General features: G+C 71.4%; 20 protein-coding genes. 11 read left to right on the plus strand and 9 right to left on the minus strand.

Features of this window, described 5'->3' with window-relative positions; genetic code table 11:
• The first annotated feature begins 119 nt into the window (after positions 1–119).
• Together ACIRJR_RS27465 and ACIRJR_RS27470 are read left to right on the plus strand one after the other, a co-directional pair.
• A complete protein-coding gene (locus tag ACIRJR_RS27465; protein ID WP_403785384.1) occupies positions 120–1,280 on the plus strand; it encodes an ABC transporter ATP-binding protein in 1,161 nt (386 codons plus the stop codon).
• A complete protein-coding gene (locus ACIRJR_RS27470) occupies positions 1,277–2,161 on the plus strand; it encodes an ABC transporter permease (protein WP_403785386.1) in 885 nt (294 codons plus the stop codon). The genes ACIRJR_RS27465 and ACIRJR_RS27470 overlap by 4 nt, the downstream gene beginning before the upstream one ends.
• A gap of 3 nt (positions 2,162–2,164) precedes the next feature.
• Here the strand turns inward: ACIRJR_RS27470 and ACIRJR_RS27475 are convergent, their stop codons facing one another.
• Positions 2,165–2,494, minus strand: coding sequence for an ATP/GTP-binding protein (locus ACIRJR_RS27475; RefSeq protein WP_403785389.1), 330 nt, complete (start codon positions 2,492–2,494; stop codon positions 2,165–2,167).
• A gap of 215 nt (positions 2,495–2,709) precedes the next feature.
• On the opposite strand from ACIRJR_RS27475, the gene ACIRJR_RS27480 reads away from it, so the two are divergent.
• On the plus strand, positions 2,710–3,741 hold the full coding sequence (locus ACIRJR_RS27480) for an LLM class flavin-dependent oxidoreductase (RefSeq protein WP_403785391.1): 1,032 nt from the start codon (positions 2,710–2,712) through the stop codon (positions 3,739–3,741).
• Between the two features lie 97 nt (positions 3,742–3,838).
• Here ACIRJR_RS27480 and ACIRJR_RS27485 read toward each other — a convergent pair whose 3' ends face one another.
• Positions 3,839–4,231, minus strand: coding sequence for an SCO5389 family protein (locus tag ACIRJR_RS27485; RefSeq protein WP_030971516.1), 393 nt, complete (start codon positions 4,229–4,231; stop codon positions 3,839–3,841).
• A 260-nt stretch (positions 4,232–4,491) separates the two neighbouring features.
• Here ACIRJR_RS27485 and nucS point away from each other — a divergent pair, with 260 nt between their 5' ends.
• On the plus strand, positions 4,492–5,163 hold the full coding sequence (gene nucS, locus ACIRJR_RS27490; protein ID WP_403785394.1) for an endonuclease NucS: 672 nt from the start codon (positions 4,492–4,494) through the stop codon (positions 5,161–5,163).
• A 99-nt stretch (positions 5,164–5,262) separates the two neighbouring features.
• Here the strand turns inward: nucS and ACIRJR_RS27495 are convergent, their stop codons facing one another.
• From ACIRJR_RS27495 to ACIRJR_RS27510, 4 genes are all read right to left on the minus strand, one after another.
• On the minus strand, positions 5,263–7,734 hold the full coding sequence (locus ACIRJR_RS27495) for an ATP-binding protein (RefSeq protein ID WP_403785396.1): 2,472 nt from the start codon (positions 7,732–7,734) through the stop codon (positions 5,263–5,265).
• A 232-nt stretch (positions 7,735–7,966) separates the two neighbouring features.
• A complete protein-coding gene (locus ACIRJR_RS27500; protein WP_403785399.1) occupies positions 7,967–8,290 on the minus strand; it encodes an STAS domain-containing protein in 324 nt (107 codons plus the stop codon).
• Between the two features lie 244 nt (positions 8,291–8,534).
• On the minus strand, positions 8,535–9,383 hold the full coding sequence (locus tag ACIRJR_RS27505) for a 3-hydroxyacyl-CoA dehydrogenase family protein (RefSeq protein ID WP_031091501.1): 849 nt from the start codon (positions 9,381–9,383) through the stop codon (positions 8,535–8,537).
• Positions 9,384–9,510: 127 nt separating this feature from the next.
• The gene (locus ACIRJR_RS27510; protein WP_403785401.1) at positions 9,511–10,152 is read right to left on the minus strand and encodes a TetR/AcrR family transcriptional regulator; all 642 of its coding nucleotides are present in this window, start codon (positions 10,150–10,152) and stop codon (positions 9,511–9,513) included.
• 82 nt (positions 10,153–10,234) lie between these two features.
• On the opposite strand from ACIRJR_RS27510, the gene ACIRJR_RS27515 reads away from it, so the two are divergent.
• From ACIRJR_RS27515 to ACIRJR_RS27525, 3 genes are read left to right on the plus strand one after another with little or no spacing between them, the layout of a single operon-like run.
• Entirely contained in the window at positions 10,235–11,017 is a 783-nt protein-coding gene (locus tag ACIRJR_RS27515) for an ABC transporter ATP-binding protein (protein ID WP_403785404.1), read from the plus strand.
• A gap of 8 nt (positions 11,018–11,025) precedes the next feature.
• Entirely contained in the window at positions 11,026–11,775 is a 750-nt protein-coding gene (locus ACIRJR_RS27520; RefSeq protein ID WP_403785406.1) for an ABC transporter permease, read from the plus strand.
• A gap of 13 nt (positions 11,776–11,788) precedes the next feature.
• Positions 11,789–12,361 carry a cob(I)yrinic acid a,c-diamide adenosyltransferase gene (locus ACIRJR_RS27525; protein WP_403785408.1) on the plus strand — a complete coding sequence of 191 codons (573 nt, stop codon included), beginning with the start codon at positions 11,789–11,791 and terminating at the stop codon, positions 12,359–12,361.
• A 1-nt stretch (position 12,362) separates the two neighbouring features.
• Here ACIRJR_RS27525 and ACIRJR_RS27530 read toward each other — a convergent pair whose 3' ends face one another.
• Positions 12,363–12,920 carry a hypothetical protein gene (locus ACIRJR_RS27530; RefSeq protein ID WP_403785410.1) on the minus strand — a complete coding sequence of 186 codons (558 nt, stop codon included), beginning with the start codon at positions 12,918–12,920 and terminating at the stop codon, positions 12,363–12,365.
• Positions 12,921–13,070: 150 nt separating this feature from the next.
• Here ACIRJR_RS27530 and ACIRJR_RS27535 point away from each other — a divergent pair, with 150 nt between their 5' ends.
• The 4 genes from ACIRJR_RS27535 (at position 13,071) to ACIRJR_RS27550 (ending at position 17,722) form a co-directional block, all read left to right on the plus strand.
• The gene (locus ACIRJR_RS27535; RefSeq protein WP_403785412.1) at positions 13,071–14,267 is read left to right on the plus strand and encodes a sensor histidine kinase; all 1,197 of its coding nucleotides are present in this window, start codon (positions 13,071–13,073) and stop codon (positions 14,265–14,267) included.
• Positions 14,264–14,914, plus strand: coding sequence for a response regulator (locus ACIRJR_RS27540; protein WP_403785414.1), 651 nt, complete (start codon positions 14,264–14,266; stop codon positions 14,912–14,914). Before ACIRJR_RS27535 ends, ACIRJR_RS27540 begins: the two co-directional genes overlap by 4 nt.
• A 155-nt stretch (positions 14,915–15,069) precedes the next feature.
• A complete protein-coding gene (locus ACIRJR_RS27545; protein ID WP_403785416.1) occupies positions 15,070–16,953 on the plus strand; it encodes a glycosyl hydrolase family 18 protein in 1,884 nt (627 codons plus the stop codon).
• A gap of 190 nt (positions 16,954–17,143) precedes the next feature.
• Positions 17,144–17,722, plus strand: a complete 579-nt coding sequence (locus ACIRJR_RS27550) for a 1,4-alpha-glucan branching protein (RefSeq protein ID WP_403785419.1) — start codon at positions 17,144–17,146, stop codon at positions 17,720–17,722.
• 76 nt (positions 17,723–17,798) lie between these two features.
• On the opposite strand, the gene ACIRJR_RS27555 is transcribed toward ACIRJR_RS27550, so the two are convergent.
• Entirely contained in the window at positions 17,799–18,245 is a 447-nt protein-coding gene (locus tag ACIRJR_RS27555) for a DUF2550 domain-containing protein (protein ID WP_014154045.1), read from the minus strand.
• 137 nt (positions 18,246–18,382) lie between these two features.
• On the minus strand, positions 18,383–18,757 hold the full coding sequence (locus ACIRJR_RS27560; protein WP_014154046.1) for a F0F1 ATP synthase subunit epsilon: 375 nt from the start codon (positions 18,755–18,757) through the stop codon (positions 18,383–18,385).
• Between the last annotated feature and the right edge of the window lie 41 nt (positions 18,758–18,798).

Here is an 18,798-nt window from a genome sequence, read left to right on the forward strand (position 1 = left end):
GGCGCTCCGGGGAACGGCTTGGCCGGAACCACCCGCGCCTGGTTATCCTCCTAACTCTTACGGGGGCGCGCGGCCGGAGGCCTGGGCCCCGACGACAGATAAGTCGATGGGGCTGGAGAATGATCGAGGCAGTCGGCCTGACCAAGCGCTACGGCGCGAAGACGGCCGTGCACAACCTGTCCTTCCAGGTGAGGCCCGGTGCCGTGACCGGGTTCCTCGGTCCCAACGGGTCGGGCAAGTCCACCACCATGCGCATGATGCTCGGTCTGGACCGGCCCACGTCGGGGCACGTGACGATCGGCGGACACGCCTTCCGCAGTCTTCCCAACGCACCCCGCCAGGTGGGGGCCCTGCTCGACGCCAAGGCCGTGCACGGCGGGCGAAGCGCCCGCAACCACCTCCTGTGCCTGGCCCAGCTGGCCGGCATCCCGGCGGCGCGGGTGGACGAGGTCCTGGGCGTCGTCGGGCTGCAGGACGTCGCGGGGAAGCGGTCCAAGGGCTTCTCCCTCGGCATGGGCCAGCGGCTCGGCATCGCGGCGGCGCTCCTCGGCGATCCGCAGGTGCTGCTCTTCGACGAGCCCGTCAACGGGCTGGACCCCGAGGGCATCCTCTGGGTCCGCAACCTGATGAAGCAGCTGGCCTCCGAGGGGCGCACGGTCTTCGTCTCCAGCCACCTGATGAGCGAGATGGCGCTCACCGCCGATCATCTGATCGTGATCGGCCGCGGACAGCTGCTCTCCGACATGAGCGTCACCGACTTCATCTCGGCCAACTCCGCCGACTTCGCCCGTGTGCGGGTCGCGGCGGAGCGCCCGGAGCAGCGGGAGAAGCTGACGGCCTCCCTGACCGAGGCGGGCGGCCGGGTCATGCCGGAGGCCGACGGCGCCCTGCGCGTCATGGGGCTCGGGCTGCCCCGGATCAGCGACCTGGCGCACGAGTCGGACGTCCGGCTCTGGGAGCTCTCGCCTCACCAGGCCTCCCTGGAGGAGGCGTACATGCGGATGACGCAGGGCGCCGTGGACTACCGCTCGACGGCGGACGCCAAGGCGGGGCTCCAGCTGCCGCCGCCCGGCTTCGGACAGCCCGGCTACGAGGCGGCCTACGGACCGTCCGCCCACGCGCCGCAGCCCCCGCCCGAGGTCCCGCAGCAGGGCTGGTACGCCCCGCCGCCCCCGGGACAGAACCCGTACGCCGCCGCACCGGCACCGGCACCCGCACCCGCACCCGCACCCGCACCCGTGGACCGTACCGAGCGCGAGACCAGCGAGGACTCCCGATGACGATGCCTCCGCCGCCCCCGCAGACGCAGGCGCACCAGGCCCCGCAGACGCCGTACCAGCAGCCGCAGCAGGGCTGGGCGGGCCAGGCGGGCCTGTACGCCTCTCCGATTCCGGTGCGCACCCCGGGCCTCGGTGACGCGATCGCCTCCGAGTGGACGAAGATCCGCTCGGTCCGCTCCACCATGTGGACGCTGGGCGTGATGATCGTGCTGCTGATCGGCATCGGCCTGCTCACCGCGTTCGCCGTGAGCGTGTCGGAGGCCGACCTGGACGGGACGCCCGTGCTCAGCCTCGGCTTCTTCGGCGTGCTGCTCGGCTCGATCTGTGTGATGACGCTCGGTGTGCTGACCATCGCGTCCGAGTACGGCACCGGGATGATCCGCACGACACTGACCGCGTGCCCGAGCCGGGCGCGGATGCTGATCGCGAAGTCGGTCGTCTTCTTCCTGCTGGCGTTCACGATCACCACGGTGACCACCGGGGTCGTCGGTGTCCTGCAGACGGCCATGCTGGACGGCGCCACGGCGGACGGGGCCACCTGGGTGCGCTCGACGGTGGGGGTCGGCCTCTACGTCGCGACGCTCGGGCTGCTCTCGCTCGCGCTCGGCACGCTCATCCGGCACTCGGCCGGCGCCATCACCATCATGATCGCGGTGGTGCTGCTCCCGCTGGTCCTCGCGATGTTCATGTTCTCGCCGACGCTCTCCGCCGTGCAGGAGGCGCTCTTCGAGTACTCCATCCCCAACCAGCTCGGCGCGATGTACGACGCGTCGGTCACCACGTCGGGGCCGACCGGCTGGGAGCCGCTCTGGATCATCCTCGGCGTCACCGCGGCGGCCATGGCCGCCGCCCTGGTGTCGCTGGACCGGCGGGACGTCTGACTCTCAGTACCGCGGAGCGTTCCTGGACCGCTGCACCCGTGTGGTGCGGCGGTCCTTCGCGTTCCAGCAGGCCTTGTGCCAGTGCCTGCGGTCGTCGATCCCGCCGAACTCGGGCCAGGCGACGAGGTGCGGGACCCCGGACGGGATCTCCTGGTCGCAGCCGGGGCACCGGTAGCGCTTGCCCACCGAGCTCGCGCCGCTCACCGGGCGCACGGACCACTCCTCGCCCTGCCAGCTCTCCGTGGCACCGCCCCCGCCGTACCGCTCCCCCGCCTCGGGAGGGTTGCCGGTGGGACTCTCGCCGCCTCGGGGGCGGTTGCGGCGCGGGGACACGGGACACCTCACGGGGCGGCGGTACGGGCAGTTCGTTCCGTCCAGCCTAGAGGCATCGGCAGCGGGCAGGTGTCGGGTGTGACGCGAGAGCGCCGGTGGGGCGGGTGGGTTACCGGAAAATCGCAACAACTTCGCCGGGGACCGTGCCTTTGGCACGTGTCAGACGTTGTTGCCAGTGGGGGACAGCCGCGTCGGCCGTAAGGAGGCAGAAGGCGATGCGCGTAGGAACGTTCGTACTGGCAGCTCAGTTTCCGGGCCAGGGACAGGGTGAGGCCCTGCACCGGGCCGTCCGCTCCGCGGAGGTGGCGGAGGAGTCCGGGCTCGATTCCGTCTGGCTGGCGGAACATCACTTCGTGCCGTACGGGGTGTGCCCGTCCGCCACGACACTGGCGGCCCTGCTGCTCGGCCGCACCCGCAGAATCCGTGTGGGGACGGCGGTGAGCGTGCTGCCGAGCCTGCACCCGGTCATGCTCGGCGAGCAGGCCGCGCTGCTGCACCTGACCAGCGGCGGCCGCTTCACCCTCGGGGTGGGGCGCGGCGGCCCCTGGGTCGATCTGGAGGTGTTCGGCGGCGGGCTCGAGGCGTACGAGCACGGCTTCCCCGAGTCGCTGGACCTCCTGCTCGACTGGCTCGGCAAGCCCCGGGTGGCGGGGAGCGGGGAGCGCTTCGGCTTCCGCGAGGTGGCCGTCGTGCCCCGGGCCGACGAGCTCCTCGGGGACGGTCCGCCGGGCCCCGAAGTGGTCGTCGCGTGCACGTCCCCGAAAAGCGTGAAACTCGCCGCTGGAAAGGGTTTGCCGATGCTCCTCGGAATGCATTGCGGCGACGAGGAGAAGGCCGGCATGGTCGCCCTGTGGCGCTCGGCGGCCCGGGAGGCCGGCCAGCCGGCGGAGGTCGTGGAGCGGGTAGCACATGTGTCCGCAGGGGTGGCTCAGATCGCCGACCGTCCCGCGGACGCCGTGGAGACGCTCGTGAAGGCGATGCCGGGCTGGCTGCGGCAGGGGCTCGACGCCCATGTGACGGTCGACGGACGGCACCGGGTGATGCGCGACCCCGTCGCGTACACGGAGTTCCTCTGCGGCCTTCATCCGGTCGGCCCGCCGCGACTCGCCGCGGACCGGCTGGCGGCCACGGCGGAGCGCACGGGCATCACCCGGTTCGCCCTCATGGTCGAGGGGTCGGGTGATCTCGCGGCGACGGAGACGAACGTGCAGCGGCTGGGCACGGAAGTGCTGCCGTTGCTGGAGTGACACGTTCACGCTGGTGGTCCTGGTGGTGCGGTGGTACGAGGGCTGCCGCCCCGGAGCCAGTTGCACCTCCCGCGGCCCGGAGCGGCAGCAGAAGCGCTCAGCAGTCCCGCAGTTCGGGCGACTGGTTGAGCAACTGGCCCCTCACCGAGGTGAATCGGGCCAGTCGCTCGTCGACCGAGGCGTCCAGCGGGAACACCGCGACGCGGTGGCAGTTCTGGAATGCCAGACGCACCCCGAAGTGCCGCTGCAGCGCGCCGCGTATCGCATCACTCGCGAGCGCACGCAGCAGCTGACCACGTGCCTGCTCGTCCGGCGGGGGCGTCTGGTTGTCGGCGAACTCTCCGCCGTCGACCTTCAGCTGGGCCACCAGCGAGCTGATCATCTCCCATGCGTAGGGCAGGGAGGTCCGGACGCAGTCGACGAAGTCGGCTTCGTCGACCTCGCCTCGCTCGGCCTGTTCCAACAGCGCCGGTGAGACGTCGAGCGACATGGGTTCTCCTCTCGCGGCCCCGACGGGTGGCCGGGGCCCTACGGGCAAGACAGGACGGCGACGCTGCGTACACAGGCGGCGACCTCCTGCTTCCACGGTAAGGGCGCAGTCCGGGCCGCACCAGGAGATTGGGAACACAACCGGCCAATAACGAACGGTCGCAAAGAGGGGCAAGACCGATCGGCGTACGTCAAGGGCCGTACCGGACGAGGAGGGCGGGAATCGCGTGGACCACGGGTCGTCGAGTAGCGTTGCGGACCATGCGTCTCGTCATCGCCCGTTGCTCCGTCGACTACGCGGGCCGGCTCACCGCCCACCTGCCCTCCGCCCCCCGTCTGATCCTGGTGAAGGCGGACGGCAGCGTCTCGATCCACGCCGACGACCGGGCGTACAAACCGCTCAACTGGATGTCCCCGCCGTGCACCCTGAAAGAGGGCGCCGACGACGACGAGGGCGTCTGGACCGTGGTGAACAAAGCGGGCGAGAAACTGATCATCACGATGGAGGAGATCCTCCACGACTCGTCCCACGAACTGGGTGTCGACCCGGGGCTGATCAAGGACGGTGTGGAGGCGCACCTCCAGGAGCTGCTCGCGGACCGCATCGAGACGATCGGCGAGGGCTACACCCTGATCCGCCGTGAGTACCCGACCGCGATCGGTCCGGTCGACATCCTGTGCCGGGACGCGGACGGCGCGACGGTGGCCGTGGAGCTGAAGCGGCGGGGCGACATCGACGGCGTGGAGCAGCTGACCCGCTATCTGGAACTGCTCAACCGCGATCCGCATCTGGCGCCGGTGCGGGGCGTGTTCGCCGCGCAGGAGATCAAGCCTCAGGCCCGGGTGCTGGCGACGGACCGCGGGATCGGGTGCCTGGTCCTCGACTACGACGCGATGCGCGGCATCGAGGACGACAAGCTGCGGCTGTTCTGACCCCGGGCGCCGTCCCCTCCGTCACACCGTGCGGGCACCGGCTCAGGGCCTCCACCACGCCGTACGGCCCTGAACCGGGGCCGTACGGCGTCCGTGCGTTCAGGCCGTCGTGGGCGAGGCGGGCAGGTCCTCGGTCGCCGACGCGGTGACGGTCTCCGCGGGGCCGCTCGCCGAGTTGGAGGTCTCCGGCTCCGTCGGGGTCTCCGTCGGCGTCTCCGTCGGGGTCGTCTCCGTGGGGGTCGGCTCGGTGGGAGGCGTGGTCGGCGGCTTCGTCGTCGGGGTGGTCGGGGGCTTCGTCGGCTTCTTCGTCGCTGAGGGGCTGCCGTCCGTGGGCCGGTCGCTCGGGCTGCCGCTCGACGGGGTGCCCGACGGGCTCGCGCCGGTCTCCGAGGCACCCGGGGACGGCGTACCGCTCGTGGACGGGCCGGGAGTGCCGGACGGGCCGGGGGACTCGGAGGCTCCCCCCGCGCTCCCCCCGTCGGTGGCCTCGCCCTCGGCCGGTTCGTCCGCGGGAAGGCCTCCCTCGCCGTCGTCCTCGGTCGCCGACTGCTCGGTGGTGACGTTCTGCCCTTCCGGCTCCTCGCCGCCCCCCGAGGTGGCGCCCAGTGTCACCACCGTGCCGAGGACCGCTGCCAGCAGCGCCCCCGCTCCCACGGCGACGAGATTGCGCCGGGCACCCCGCAGCAGTCCGTCCCGCCCGCCGGGCGCACCCGCGGCCCGCGGGGCCTGACGGGTGACCAGGGTCGCGGACGTCTCGTGCACCCGGGGGAAGAGGGGTGCGGCCGAGGGGGTGCCGGCGGGAGGCACGGCCGACGCGTCGTGGCGTGGGGCCGGCACCTCCTCGGCCGCCGGGGTGCTGTGCACCGGTTCGCCGGAGCGGTCCGCGACGAGGGCCAGAGCCCGGCGCCCCGCCACCGCACCGGGCTTGTCGGCGAGCGCCCCGCGCATGCCGATGGAGACCTCCAGTTCGGCCCTGGCCCGGTCCAGGTGGCCGGTGCAGAGCGCGAGTACGCCCAACTCGTGGTGGAAGTAGGCCTCCTCCGCGACCTCGCCGGCGATCCGCGCGGCCTCCTGGCCGGTCCTGAGGCTCTTCTCCCAGGCACCCCAGTGCATGCCCGCCGCGAAGGCGGGGGCGGCGCTGCGGGCGAGGAGGACGGCCACGCTGGCCTGCCCCGGGGTCTCGCCGGGCACGAGGCGGACCATCGAGGCGAGGACGGCGTCCGCCTCGGCGACGGCGCGTTCCGGGGTGACCGAGGGGTGCCCCGCCCACCAGGTGAAGTGCTGGGCGGCGCCGCGGGCGTGGGCGTCCGCGTCCTCGCCGTATCCGCTCGCCTCCAGCTGGGCCAGGACTCCGGCCGCCAGCCGGTAGCGGGGGCCCGCCGGGGAGAGCAGGCCGCTGCCGGCGAGCTCTCCCAGCGCGGCGTCCGCGTGGGTGTCCCCCACGAGGGCCGGCAGATGCGCCTGGTGGGGCACCTCACCGCCGAGGGCGACCGCGAAGCGCAGGGTCTCCCTGGCCGCCTCGCTCAGCCGGGAGGCGAGCAGGGCGGCGGGCGCCGCGCCCTCACCGAGACTGGGCAGCGGGAAGCCGGCCGGCTCGGGCCGGCCGAAGGGCGTGTCGTCGGGGTCGTCGTCGTACCCGTCGGTCGTCTCCTGGCCGATGCTCCGGTCGTCGCGCTGGCGCAGCAGGGCGCCGGCCTGGACGAACCGGAGCGGGAGTCCTTCGGACTCGAACCAGAGGTCTCCCGCCCAGTTCGCCTCCTCGTCGGTGAGCGCGCGCTCCACGACGTGCTCCATGAGCTCGATCGACGCGCTGCGGCCGAGGCCGGTGAGGGCCACCTCTTCGAGGTTCGCCTCGGCCGTCTGCGCGGACATGTCAGGGGCCGCGGCGAGGAGGAAGGCGCACTCGGGGGTGGCGTCGAGGAGTTCCTGGAGCGCGGCACCGCCGAGCTCCAGGTCGTCGACGAGGACCACGGCGCCGATCCCGTGGACGAGGGCGGCCAGGCCCTCACGGTCGGGGCGGTGCAGCGGGGAGCGGTACACGGCTTCGAACAGCCCGTGGAGGAGCTCGGTGACGGTCCGCTTGTACCCGGAGAGCCGTACGACGCCGTCCGGGGCCAGGTCCGCGCAGTCGGCGGCCACGGCGTCCAGGAGGGCCGTGCGGCCCGACCCCGCGGGTCCGGTGAGGCACACCGAGCGGCCGCGGGCCAGCATCCGTACCAGCCGCTCGCGCTCCTCCTGGCGCTCCAGGAGGGGCATCTGCGGGGCGGGCGGCCCCGGAGGGACGGGCGGCGCGGCGGCGCGCTCGCGCTCCACGCGCTGGGCGGCGGTGTGCCGGACGGGCGCGTCGGGCCGCTCCCCCGGTCTGCAGGGCTCGATCTCGCTGCCGTCGACCGGATTGACGGTGAGCAGGAAGTCGCCCGATATCAGCTGCACGGTCCGTGACTGCTGCGGCGCCTGGTGCCCGAAGTCGGGCGTCAGCGGATCGCGTGACTGCCGTCGGCGCCCGCCGTCGTCACCGGACCGGTCGTTTCCGTGGCCGTACTCTTCCGGTCCCCGGTTGGTCGGGTCCATCTTCAAAACCCCCAAGACGCGCGGTGTGCTGTTGCCCCCTCCGGCCTCGCACGCCCCGCTGTCGCTCCCGGTCCGGTGTCCGCCAGTGGGTCCTCGTCGATCGGCAGACGGCCGAACCCTAAACCTTCGCACAGTATCTACGAACCGGCGGGGGGCCGCGCCGCCTGGGACGTCACGTTCTCGTGAGGATTGTGCGTGGGTCACCGACGGCCCGCCGCCGCCGGCGGCCGCCTCAGACGCGCGGCAGGGAGTCGGCGGCGATCCCGCCCTCGATGGCCAGGATCCTGTGCAGTCTGGTCGCCACCAGCAGCCGCTGCATCTGCGGCGGCACCCCGCGCAGGACCAGCCGCCGGCCGGCCCGCCCGGCTCTGCGGTGGGCGCCCATGATGACGCCGAGGCCGGTGGCGTCCCAGGAGTCCAGCTCGGTCAGGTTCAGCACGAGGTCGCCGGCTCCGTCGTCGACGGCCGAGTGCAGAACCGTACGGGCGTCCGCCGCGCTTCGGACGTCGAGGCGGCCCCCGACGAGCAGCTCGGCGTGGTCGCCCCTGATGTGCATATGCGCTCCCCGGAAGTACTCCGTAGCAAGGTCGGTCTGTCTGTTTTCTCTTTCTTCCTCTGCCACAACTGACTGCCGCGGCGACAGGGAAGTTGCCGTCTGTAAGCGAACCGGTACCGAATTCACCCCGAGGGGTGAAGCCGGACCGGTCGTGCGCGTCGGATCCGTGCGACTGGCGGCGCGGGATCCCGGTTCCCCGGGTACGCGCGACGGCAGGTCGAGCGGCCCGGGGCCCCGGTCGTGATCAGTAGGTGTAGAAGCCCTGCCCGCTCTTGCGGCCGATGTCACCTGCGTCGACCATCCGGCGCATCAGTTCGGGAGCGGCGAACTTCTCGTCCTGGGACTCGGTGTAGATGTTGCCCGTGGCGTGCAGGAGGATGTCCACCCCGGTCATGTCGGCCGTGGCGAGCGGACCCATCGCGTGGCCGAAGCCGAGCTTGCACGCGGTGTCGATGTCCTCGGCCGAGGCGACGCCCGACTCGTACAGCTTGGCCGCCTCGACGACCAGCGCCGAGATCAGCCGGGTGGTGACGAAGCCCGCGACGTCACGGTTGACGACGATGCAGGTCTTGCCCACGGACTCGGCGAACTCACGGGCGGTGGCGAGGGTTTCGTCGCTCGTCTTGTATCCGCGCACGAGCTCGCAGAGCTGCATCATCGGGACCGGCGAGAAGAAGTGCACCCCGACGACGCGCTCCGGGCGCTCCGTCACGGCCGCGATCTTGGTGATCGGGATGGCGGAGGTGTTGGAGGCGAGGACGGCGTCCTCCCGCACGACCTTGTCGAGCGTGCGGAAGATCTCGTGCTTGACCTCGAGCTTCTCGAAGACGGCCTCGACGACCACGTCCGCGTCGGCCACGGCGTCGAGGTCGGTGGTCGTGGTGATCCGGGCGAGCGCGGCCTCGGCGTCGGCCGCCTCCAGCTTGCCCTTGGCGACGAACTTGCCGTAGCTGGCCTCGATGCCGCCGCGCCCGCGGGCCAGCGCCTCGTCGGTGACATCGCGCAGCACGACGTCCCAGCCCGCCTGGGCGGAGACCTGCGCGATACCGGACCCCATGAGTCCGGCGCCGATGACGGCGAGCTTCCTGGCCACGATTCGCACCCCTATGCATTCTCGGTCGTTCGCATCTCTCCGGCGGAGATTAGTACCCGTGAGGGGCCCTGAGGCCCTGAAGAGATGCGCGTCACGTCTCACATGACGGACATCACACCGTCCGGTGTCACGCGGCGGCGCGTCGTGCGTAGTTGAGCACCTTCTCGCCGAGGAGGTCCTCCATGCCGTCGAGCAGGGCGAGCGCGTCGCGGGAGACCTCGTCCGGCTTGCGGCCCGCCACCATCTCGCCGCCGATGTACGCCATCAGGGTGCTGTGCACCCAGGAGAGCTGACCGGCCACCAGATCCGGGGCCAGGTCGTCCGGATCCGCCCCGGACTCCGCCCGCATGGTCGCCTCCAGGTGGAGCTGGGCCTCCTGCTGGATGTGCCAGAGGCGGGCCTTGAGGCCGTCGGCACCCTCGATGACCCTCATGAAGGCCGCGTACCCCTCCATGAGGCCGACCGTGGGCGAGACGCCCTCCACCTGGATGCGCAGCTCGCGCAGCACGGCGTCGGCAGCGGACTCCCCCGCCTCGCGGCCCCGGACGTAGCGCGAGAGCCGGTCGACGATGCCGCTGCCGCGGTCCAGGAAGAGGTCCTCCTTGGCGGGGAAGTAGTTGTACACGGTGTTGACGGAGACGTCCGCGGCCTGGGCGATCTCGGCGATCGTGACCGCGTCGAAGCCGCGCTCCACGAAGAGCCCGGTGGCCACGTCCGAGAGGTGTTGCCTGGTCCGACGCTTCTTCCGCTCCCTGAGTCCCTCGGTCATGGCCCCATCCTACGCAGCCGATGGGGTCTCTGTAATTTTGGAGTCATTGCATTTTTGGGGTACCTCTGTTTTTGTGGTCGCCATGGCCATCATCAGCACGTCCGGGCTGGCCCGGACCTTCACGACCAAGGCGGGACCCGTCCACGCCGTGCGCTCGGTCGACCTGACCGTCCTGCCCGGCGAGATCGTCGGTCTCCTCGGCCCCAACGGCGCGGGCAAGACCACCACCCTGCGGATGCTCACCACGCTGCTCGCCCCCACCGGCGGAGCTGCCACCGTGGCCGGCCGCGACCTGACCGCGGACCCCGCGGGGGTCCGCGAGAAGTGCGGCTACGTCGCCCAGTCGGGCGGGGTGGATCCGCACATCACGGTGCGGGAGGAGCTCGTCACCCAGGGGCGGCTGTACCGGCTGAGCAAGGCCGAGGCGATCACGCGGACGGCCGAACTGGCCGCGCGCCTCGGCCTCGACGGCCTGCTCGACCGCAGGACGGCCGCACTCTCCGGCGGGCAGCGCCGCCGCCTCGACATCGCGATGGGCCTCACCCACCGCCCACCCCTGCTCTTCCTCGACGAGCCGACGACCGGACTCGATCCGGGCAGCCGGGAGGACCTGTGGGACCTGGTCCGGGGGCTGCGGGACGACTTCGGCACGACGGTCGTGCTCACCACCCACCACCTCGACGAGGCCGACACCCTCGCGGACCGGCTGGTCGTCATCGACGGCGGCCTGGTCGTCGCCGAGGGCGCCCCGGCCGCACTCAAGACCGAACACGCCGGCTCGCCGGACGCGTCGCTCCACGAGACCTTCCTCGCGATCACCGGCCGCGCTCCGGCCGCCGCCGAGGCCGCCCCCATCGCCGCATAGGACGCCCGATGCTTCTCCACGACACCTCACTGATCTTCGGCCGGTACCTCCGGCAGACCGTGCGCTCCCGGTTCCAGATCTTCTTCGGGATCCTGATGCCGCTGCTCTACCTGCTCTTCTTCGGCCCGCTCCTCACGGAGCTCCCCCTGGGCTCCACGGGAGACTCCTGGCAGGTCCTGGTCCCCGGGCTGCTGCTTCAACTGGGCCTCTTCGGCGCCTCGTTCGCCGGCTTCTCCATCATCATCGAGAAGTCCACGGGGGTGGTGGAACGCATGCGTGTGACCCCCGTGAGCCGACTGGCACTCCTGCTGGGACGGGTCCTGCGGGACGCCCTGCTGTTCATGTTCCAGGCCGTGCTGCTGGTGCTCGCCGCGCTGGTCATGGGGCTGCGCGCGCCGCTGGCCGGAGTGCTCATCGGCTTCGCGTTCGTAGGCCTGCTGACCGTCTCGCTCGCCTCGCTGTCGTACGCCCTCGCCATGAAGGTGCGTACGCCGCAGGAGTTCGGGCCGGTGATCAACTCGATCACCATGCCGGCCATGCTGCTCTCCGGCCTGATGCTGCCGATGACCCTCGGTCCCGCGTGGCTGGACGTGCTGTCGCACTTCACGCCGTTCCGCTACCTGGTGGACGCGGTGCGGGACGCGTACATCGGCTCGTACGCCACGGCGCACATGCTGTACGGGGTCCTGGTGGCCCTGGCGTTCGCCCTGCTGGCTGTGACGGTCGGCACGCGCGTCTTCCGCGGGGCCGGAGCGTAACTACGCTGGCCCCATGGTCAATCTGACGCGCATCTACACCCGTACCGGCGACAAGGGCACCACCGCCCTCGGCGACATGAGCCGGACCGCCAAGACCGATCTGCGGATCTCTGCCTACGCCGACGCCAACGAGGCCAACGCCGCGATCGGTACGGCCATCGCGCTCGGGAGCCTCTCCGAGGACGTCGTGAAGGTCCTCGTCCGTGTGCAGAACGACCTGTTCGACGTGGGCGCGGACCTGTGCACGCCCGTGGTGGAGAACCCGGAGTACCCGCCGCTTCGCGTGGAGCAGTCCTACGTCGACAAGCTGGAGGCGGACTGCGACACCTTCCTGGAGGAGCTGGAGAAGCTCCGCAGCTTCATCCTTCCGGGCGGCACACCGGGGGCGGCGCTGCTGCACCAGGCCTGCACGGTCGTCCGCCGCGCGGAGCGGTCCACCTGGGCGGCGCTGGAGGTCCACGGCGACGTCATGAACGCCCTGACGGCGACGTACCTGAACCGCCTCTCCGACCTCCTGTTCATCCTCGCCAGGACGGCGAACAAGGAGCTCGGCGACGTGCTGTGGGTGCCGGGCGGCGAGCGCTGAATCAGCGGCCGGCGCCGACCCGGTCCCTGGGCTCCTGCTTGGGGAACACCGTGTAGCCGCCGGCGATGACCAGGTTGATCCCGATCACCCAGAGCATCTTCTGCTGCCACATCCGCAGCGACTCGGTGTTCCCGTCCCCGCCGACGTACCAGACCGCCGCCTGGAGCAGGGCCATGGCCGTCACCGCGGCCACGGTCCACCGGGCGGCGGTGCGCCACTCGTGGGCGGCCCGCGCCATCCCGTACTTCGGGGGCTTCACGGGCGGCGGGCCGCCGGCGAAGCGGTGGGCGACCCTCGCGTCGACCCATGTGACGGTGGAGTGGCCGAGCCCCACCGTGAAGCCGATGTAGACGGCGGCGATGCCGTGCCTGAGTCCCGGCTCGGCGCCGTTCTTCAGGTCCATGGCCGTCACCACCAGCAGGACGACCTCCAGCAGGGGCTCGCACAGCAGCACGGCGGCGCCCAGCCGGGGCTTCCTCGCGACGTAGCGCAGGGCGAGTCCGGCGGCCAGCAGGACCCAGAAGCCGACCTCGCAGAGCACGATCAGTGTGACGATCACGGCGCTTCTCCTTCCGTCCCCTCCAGACTCCCGCCCGTACGGCGCCGGATCGTCGTCGGCAGTGACGAGACGTGACTGCATCCTTCGATGTAGCGGCGCCTCACTCCGGGTACGGACGTGCCGCGGCCCGGCGCCGTGTTGGATGAGGGAGTGTTCTCCTTTGCGCGCCCGCATCGTGACGACGTCCTGCTCGCGGCCACCGGGCTGTCCGGCGGTGTGGTCCTGTGGCTGATCGGCATCCACATCCAGAACGGCCGGCTCTTCGACGCCCCCTGGGTGTCCCTCCTTCCGCTCGTGGTGATGTCCGCCCTCGAACTGCTGCGGCGCCGCGCCCCGGTCACCGCCCTCGCGGCCGGCACCCTCGCGCTGGTGGCCGACCAGTTCACCGTGGGCAGCCTCGCGACCCTGCTGATGTTCACCGACCTCGTGTACGCGGCGGTGCTGTACGGCTCCCCCACGGCCTCCCGCCGCATTCCGGTGATCACCCTGCTCGCCACGGTCGCCACGACGGTCGGCTTCATCGCCTGGGCCCCGTCGGCGGACGCCGTGCTCATCGGGATCGTGGTCGGCATGGTCTCCTTCGGCCCCGCTCTCACCGGTGTCAGCGTGCGCAACCACCGGGACGCCGCGGAGGCTGCCCGTCTGCGCGCCGACCAGACCGCGCTGCTCGCCGAGATGGACCGGGTCCAGGCGGTGACCGGTGAGCGGTCGCGGATGGCCCGGGAACTGCACGATGTCGTCGCCAACCACCTTTCCGCCATCGCCATCCACTCCACCGCCGCGCTCTCGATCGGCGACCCCGGCACCTCGCACGACGCCCTGGGGGTGATCCGGCGGAACAGCGTCGACGGGCTCGCCGAGATGCGGCGGCTGATCGGACTCCTGCGGGAGAGCGGCGCGGACGAGCCGCCGAGCGCGGCACCGACCCTGGCCTCCCTGGACGCCCTCGTCGGACAGGCCGACGCGAACTCCGCCTCCAGCGGCCTCGTCGTCACCCTGGACGACGGCCGTGAGGAGACCGGGCCGCTCCCCGCACCGGTGGAGCTTGCGGCGTACCGCATCGTCCAGGAATCGCTGACGAACGCGCTGAAGCACGCGGCTCCGGGGCCGGTGACCGTCCGGCTGAGGCGGACGCGCGAGGTGCTCACCGTCGAGGTGAGCAGTGCGCTGGGCGACCGCCCGGGGCCGCGCGTGCCCGGTTCGGGCACCGGCCTGGTGGGGATGCGGGAGCGGGTGGCGCTGCTGGGCGGGACGATCGGGGCGGGCCCGCGACCCGGGGGTGACGGCATCAAGATCTGGCTGGTGCGGGCCGAACTGCCCGTCGAGGAGAGGACGTACGGGACATGACGATCCGGGTGCTGGTCGCGGAGGACCAGTCGGCCGTACGCGCGGGACTGGTGCTGATCCTGGGCAGTGCGCGGGACATCGAGGTCGTGGGCGAGGCCGCCGACGGGGAGGAGGCCGTACGGCTGGCCCGGGAGCTGCGGCCCGATCTGGTGCTGATGGATGTGCAGATGCCCCGGATCGACGGGGTCGCCGCGACGCGGCAGGTCGTGACGGAGCGGCTGGCGGACGTACTGGTGCTGACGACCTTCGATCTGGACGAGTACGTCTTCGGGGCACTGCGCGCGGGTGCGTCGGGCTTCCTGCTGAAGAACACCGACGCCGGGGACCTGATCGAGGCGGTCCGCACGGTGGCGCGCGGCGAGGGCCTGATCGCCGCGGCCGTGACGCGGCGGCTGATCGAGGAGTTCGCCGCTTCCTCCTCCGCCCGCAGGTCGTCGGGACCCGCTCCGGCGGCCCTCGACACGCTGACCCGCCGCGAGCGCGAGGTGCTGGGCTGTCTCGGCGAAGGGATGTCGAACGCGGAGATCGCGGTGCGCCTCTCGATGGCCGAGGCGACGGTGAAGACGCACGTCAGCAGGCTGCTGGCGAAGCTGGAGCTGCGCAACAGGGTCCAAGCGGCGATGCTCGCGCAGGAGTTGGGTCTCTGACTCCGGACGGGGATCTTTGGTCTGGACCTCTTGACGATTGGTCCAGACCTTCCTAATCTCACCGAACACGCTGCGGTGAGTACGCCATGACAAAGCGGGCTCAGGGCGACGCAGGGTCAGATCCCCGTTTGCCGGACCTCACCCGAGGAGCACCGTTGAGCACTGACAACCCCGTACGCCGGTCCCGACTCAGATGGAGACGCGGAACCGGCTCAGCCACGAGATCCAGGACGGTCGCGGGTCTCACCGCACTGCTGCTCCCCCTCGCCGCGATGGTCGGCCTGGCCTCCCCCGCCGAGGCCGCCACCTCCGCGACCGCCACCTACGTCAAGAAGTCCGACTGGGGCACCGGCTTCGAGGGCCAGTGGACGGTCAAGAACACGGGCACCACCGCTCTCTCCTCCTGGACGATCGAGTGGGACTTCCCCTCCGGCACCGCGGCCGGCTCCGCCTGGGACGCCACCGTCACCAGCTCCGGAACCCACTGGACCGCGAAGAACCTCGGCTGGAACGGCTCGGTCGCTCCGGGCGCAAGTGTCAGCTTCGGCTTCAACGGCACCGGCAACGGCTCGCCCACGGGCTGCAAGCTGAACGGCGCCTCCTGTGACGGCGGCCCCACGGTCCCCGGCGACACCGCCCCGTCCAAGCCCGGCACCCCCACCGCGAGCAACGTGACGGACACCTCGGCGAAGCTCAGCTGGAGCGCCGCCACGGACGACAAGGGCATCAAGAACTACGACGTCCTGCGCGACGGCGCCAAGGTCGCGACGGTCACCACGACGACGTACACGGACAGCGGCCTCACCAAGGGCACGGACTACTCCTACACGGTGCAGGCCCGCGACACCGCCGACCAGACCGGCCCGGTGAGCTCCTCGGTCGCCGTACGCACCACCGGGACCACCGACCCGGGCCCCGGCACGGGTGACAAGGTCAACCTCGGCTACTTCACCAACTGGGGCGTCTACGGGCGCAACTACCACGTGAAGAACCTGGTGACCTCGGGCTCCGCCGCGAAGATCACGCACATCAACTACGCGTTCGGCAACGTCCAGAACGGCAAGTGCACCATCGGCGACTCCTACGCCGACTACGACAAGGCCTACACCGCCGACCAGTCGGTCGACGGCGTCGCCGACACGTGGGACCAGCCGCTGCGCGGCAACTTCAACCAGCTGCGCAAGCTGAAGGCCAAGTACCCGCACATCAAGGTCCTCTGGTCCTTCGGCGGCTGGACCTGGTCCGGCGGCTTCCCGCAGGCGGCCCAGAACCCGGCGGCCTTCGCCCAGTCCTGCTACGACCTGGTCGAGGACCCGCGCTGGGCCGATGTCTTCGACGGCATCGACATCGACTGGGAGTACCCCAACGCCTGCGGTCTCACCTGTGACACCAGCGGCCCGGCCGCACTGAAGAACGTCGCCTCGGCCCTGCGGTCGAAGTTCGGGGCGAGCAACCTGGTCACCGCCGCGATCACCGCGGACGGCTCCACCGGCGGCAAGATCGACGCGGCCGACTACGCCGGCGCGGCCCAGTCCATGGACTGGTACAACGTGATGACGTACGACTTCTTCGGCGCCTGGGCGGCCAAGGGACCGACGGCCCCGCACTCCCCGCTGAACTCGTACGCCGGCATCCCGCAGGACGGCTTCAACTCCGCCGCCGCCATCGCCAAGCTGAAGGCGAAGGGCGTCCCGGCCAAGAAGCTGCTGCTCGGCATCGGCTTCTACGGCCGCGGCTGGACCGGCGTCACCCAGGCCGCCCCCGGCGGCACCGCCACCGGAGCGGCCCCCGGCACATACGAGGCGGGCATCGAGGACTACAAGGTCCTCAAGAACAGCTGCCCCGCCACCGGCACGATCGCCGGCACCGCCTACGCCCACTGCGGCACCAACTGGTGGAGCTACGACACCCCCGCGACGATCACGTCCAAGATGGCCTGGGCAAACGGCCAGGGCCTGGGCGGAGCGTTCTTCTGGGAGTTCAGCGGTGACACCGCGAACGGCGAGCTCGTGACCGCGATGGACAACGGCCTCAACTAGCCCGTTCACGACGGCCGCCCCGGTCCGCCCCTACGCGGCGGCCGCCACCCCCCGTAAAGCGCCGGGGAGACAGGTCCGCCCCCTGTCTCCCCGGTTTTCGCGTTCCGGCCCTCTGAAGACGTCCGTGGACTCTTGTAGGTTCGGTCACGTCCTGCCGTAGGGCGGACCCTGCCCCGTCGAAGGAGCTCATGTGGCCTCCATCCACCGCACGACCATGGCACCCACCAAGCTGGAACTGCTCGCCGGATGGCTCCCGGAGCAGAGCTGGTACGTGGGTGACGCGAAGGCACCGGAGCTCGCCGTGGCCGGCGGCTTCCGTCTGGACGATCCGGAGGGGGAGGTCGGGATCGAGATCATGATCGTGGTGGACACCGCCGCGGAGCGGCCGGTGGCGTACCTGGTGCCCATGAGCTACCGGGGCGCGGCCCCGGAGAGCGTCCCCGGCACGGCCCTGATCGGCACCTCCGAGCACGGTGTGCTCGGGACCCGGTGGATCTACGACGGAGTGCGGGACCCTGTGGTCGTGGAACAGCTTCGAGCGCTCCTGCGCGGTGAGGCGACTCCGCAGCACCGGAGTGAGAGCGACACCGCCGACCCCTCCGTCGCCGTGCACCCGGCGGGGCCCGGGGACGGGGCGGACGTACGGGTCAACCGGATCCTTCGGCCCGCCGAGACCCCGGAGGGCTCGTCCGCGGGCATTGTCGCGGGGTGGACCTGGCCCGACGGGACGACCGTCCGGGGTGTGGTCGCCACTTTCGCCTCGCGGTAGACAGCCGCGCGGACGACGGACGGCAGAGGCCCCCCGGACGGAGTCCGAGGGGCCTCGACCAGCGAGAAACCTCTGTCTAGGCCACGTTGACCCTCTGGCCGGGCGGTGCCGCCTCCAGCCACGCGAGGAAGCCGGTGAGGGCGTCCTCGCTCATCGCCAGCTCCAGGCGCGTCCCCCGGTGGAGACAGCCGAGCACGACGGAGTCGGACAGGAGCGCCAGCTCCTCCTCGCCCTCGGGCAGCCGGCGTGCGACCACCTCGATGGCCGAACGCTCCAGGCCACGGCGCGGGCGGGGCGAGTAGGAGAAGACCCGGAACCAGTCGACGCGGTCACCGCTGTAACGGGCGACGCCGTACACCCAGCCCTTGCCGGAGGGGTCCGGTTCCTCGGACACGTCCCAGCGCAGGCTGCAGTCGAAGGTTCCGCCGGAACGCTGGATCAGCCGCCGGCGGAGGCCGAAGACGAACAGACCCACCGCGACCAGTACGACGACCAGACCGCCCACCCACAACGCGAGGACCATCTCCACCGACCTCCTCGCATCGTCGAGTAACGGATACCGCTCCGAACCGCACTGCACCTGCATCGCCTCAGCCGCGGCACGGTCTGGATCTCTCCAGTTCGGGCCGCGGCTGAGTCAAGAACTCCTCGTGGGGACGCTCAGTGCGCCGCCACCGCACGCAGTCGCACGTCCGCGCGGCGCTCGGCGCCCGCGTCCGTGTCCGACTTCGCACGCTCCAGCGCACGCTCGGCGCGCTGGACATCGATCTCGTCAGCCAGCTCGGCGATCTCCGCCAGCAGCGAGAGCTTGTTGTCCGCGAACGAGATGAAACCGCCGTGCACGGCGGCGACAACCGTCCCGCCGTCGCTCGTACGGATCGTCACGGGGCCCGATTCCAGCACACCCAGAAGCGGCTGGTGACCGGGCATGACGCCGATGTCGCCGGACGTCGTACGCGCGACAACGAGGGTGGCCTCGCCGGACCAGACACTGCGGTCCGCGGCGACCAGCTCGACATGCAGCTCAGCAGCCAAGGGTGGCTCCTCGGGTCACCACCCGGCGGTCGTGCCGGGTG

This window comes from Streptomyces sp. NPDC102402, from assembly GCF_044765765.1.
Lineage (GTDB): Bacteria > Actinomycetota > Actinomycetes > Streptomycetales > Streptomycetaceae > Streptomyces.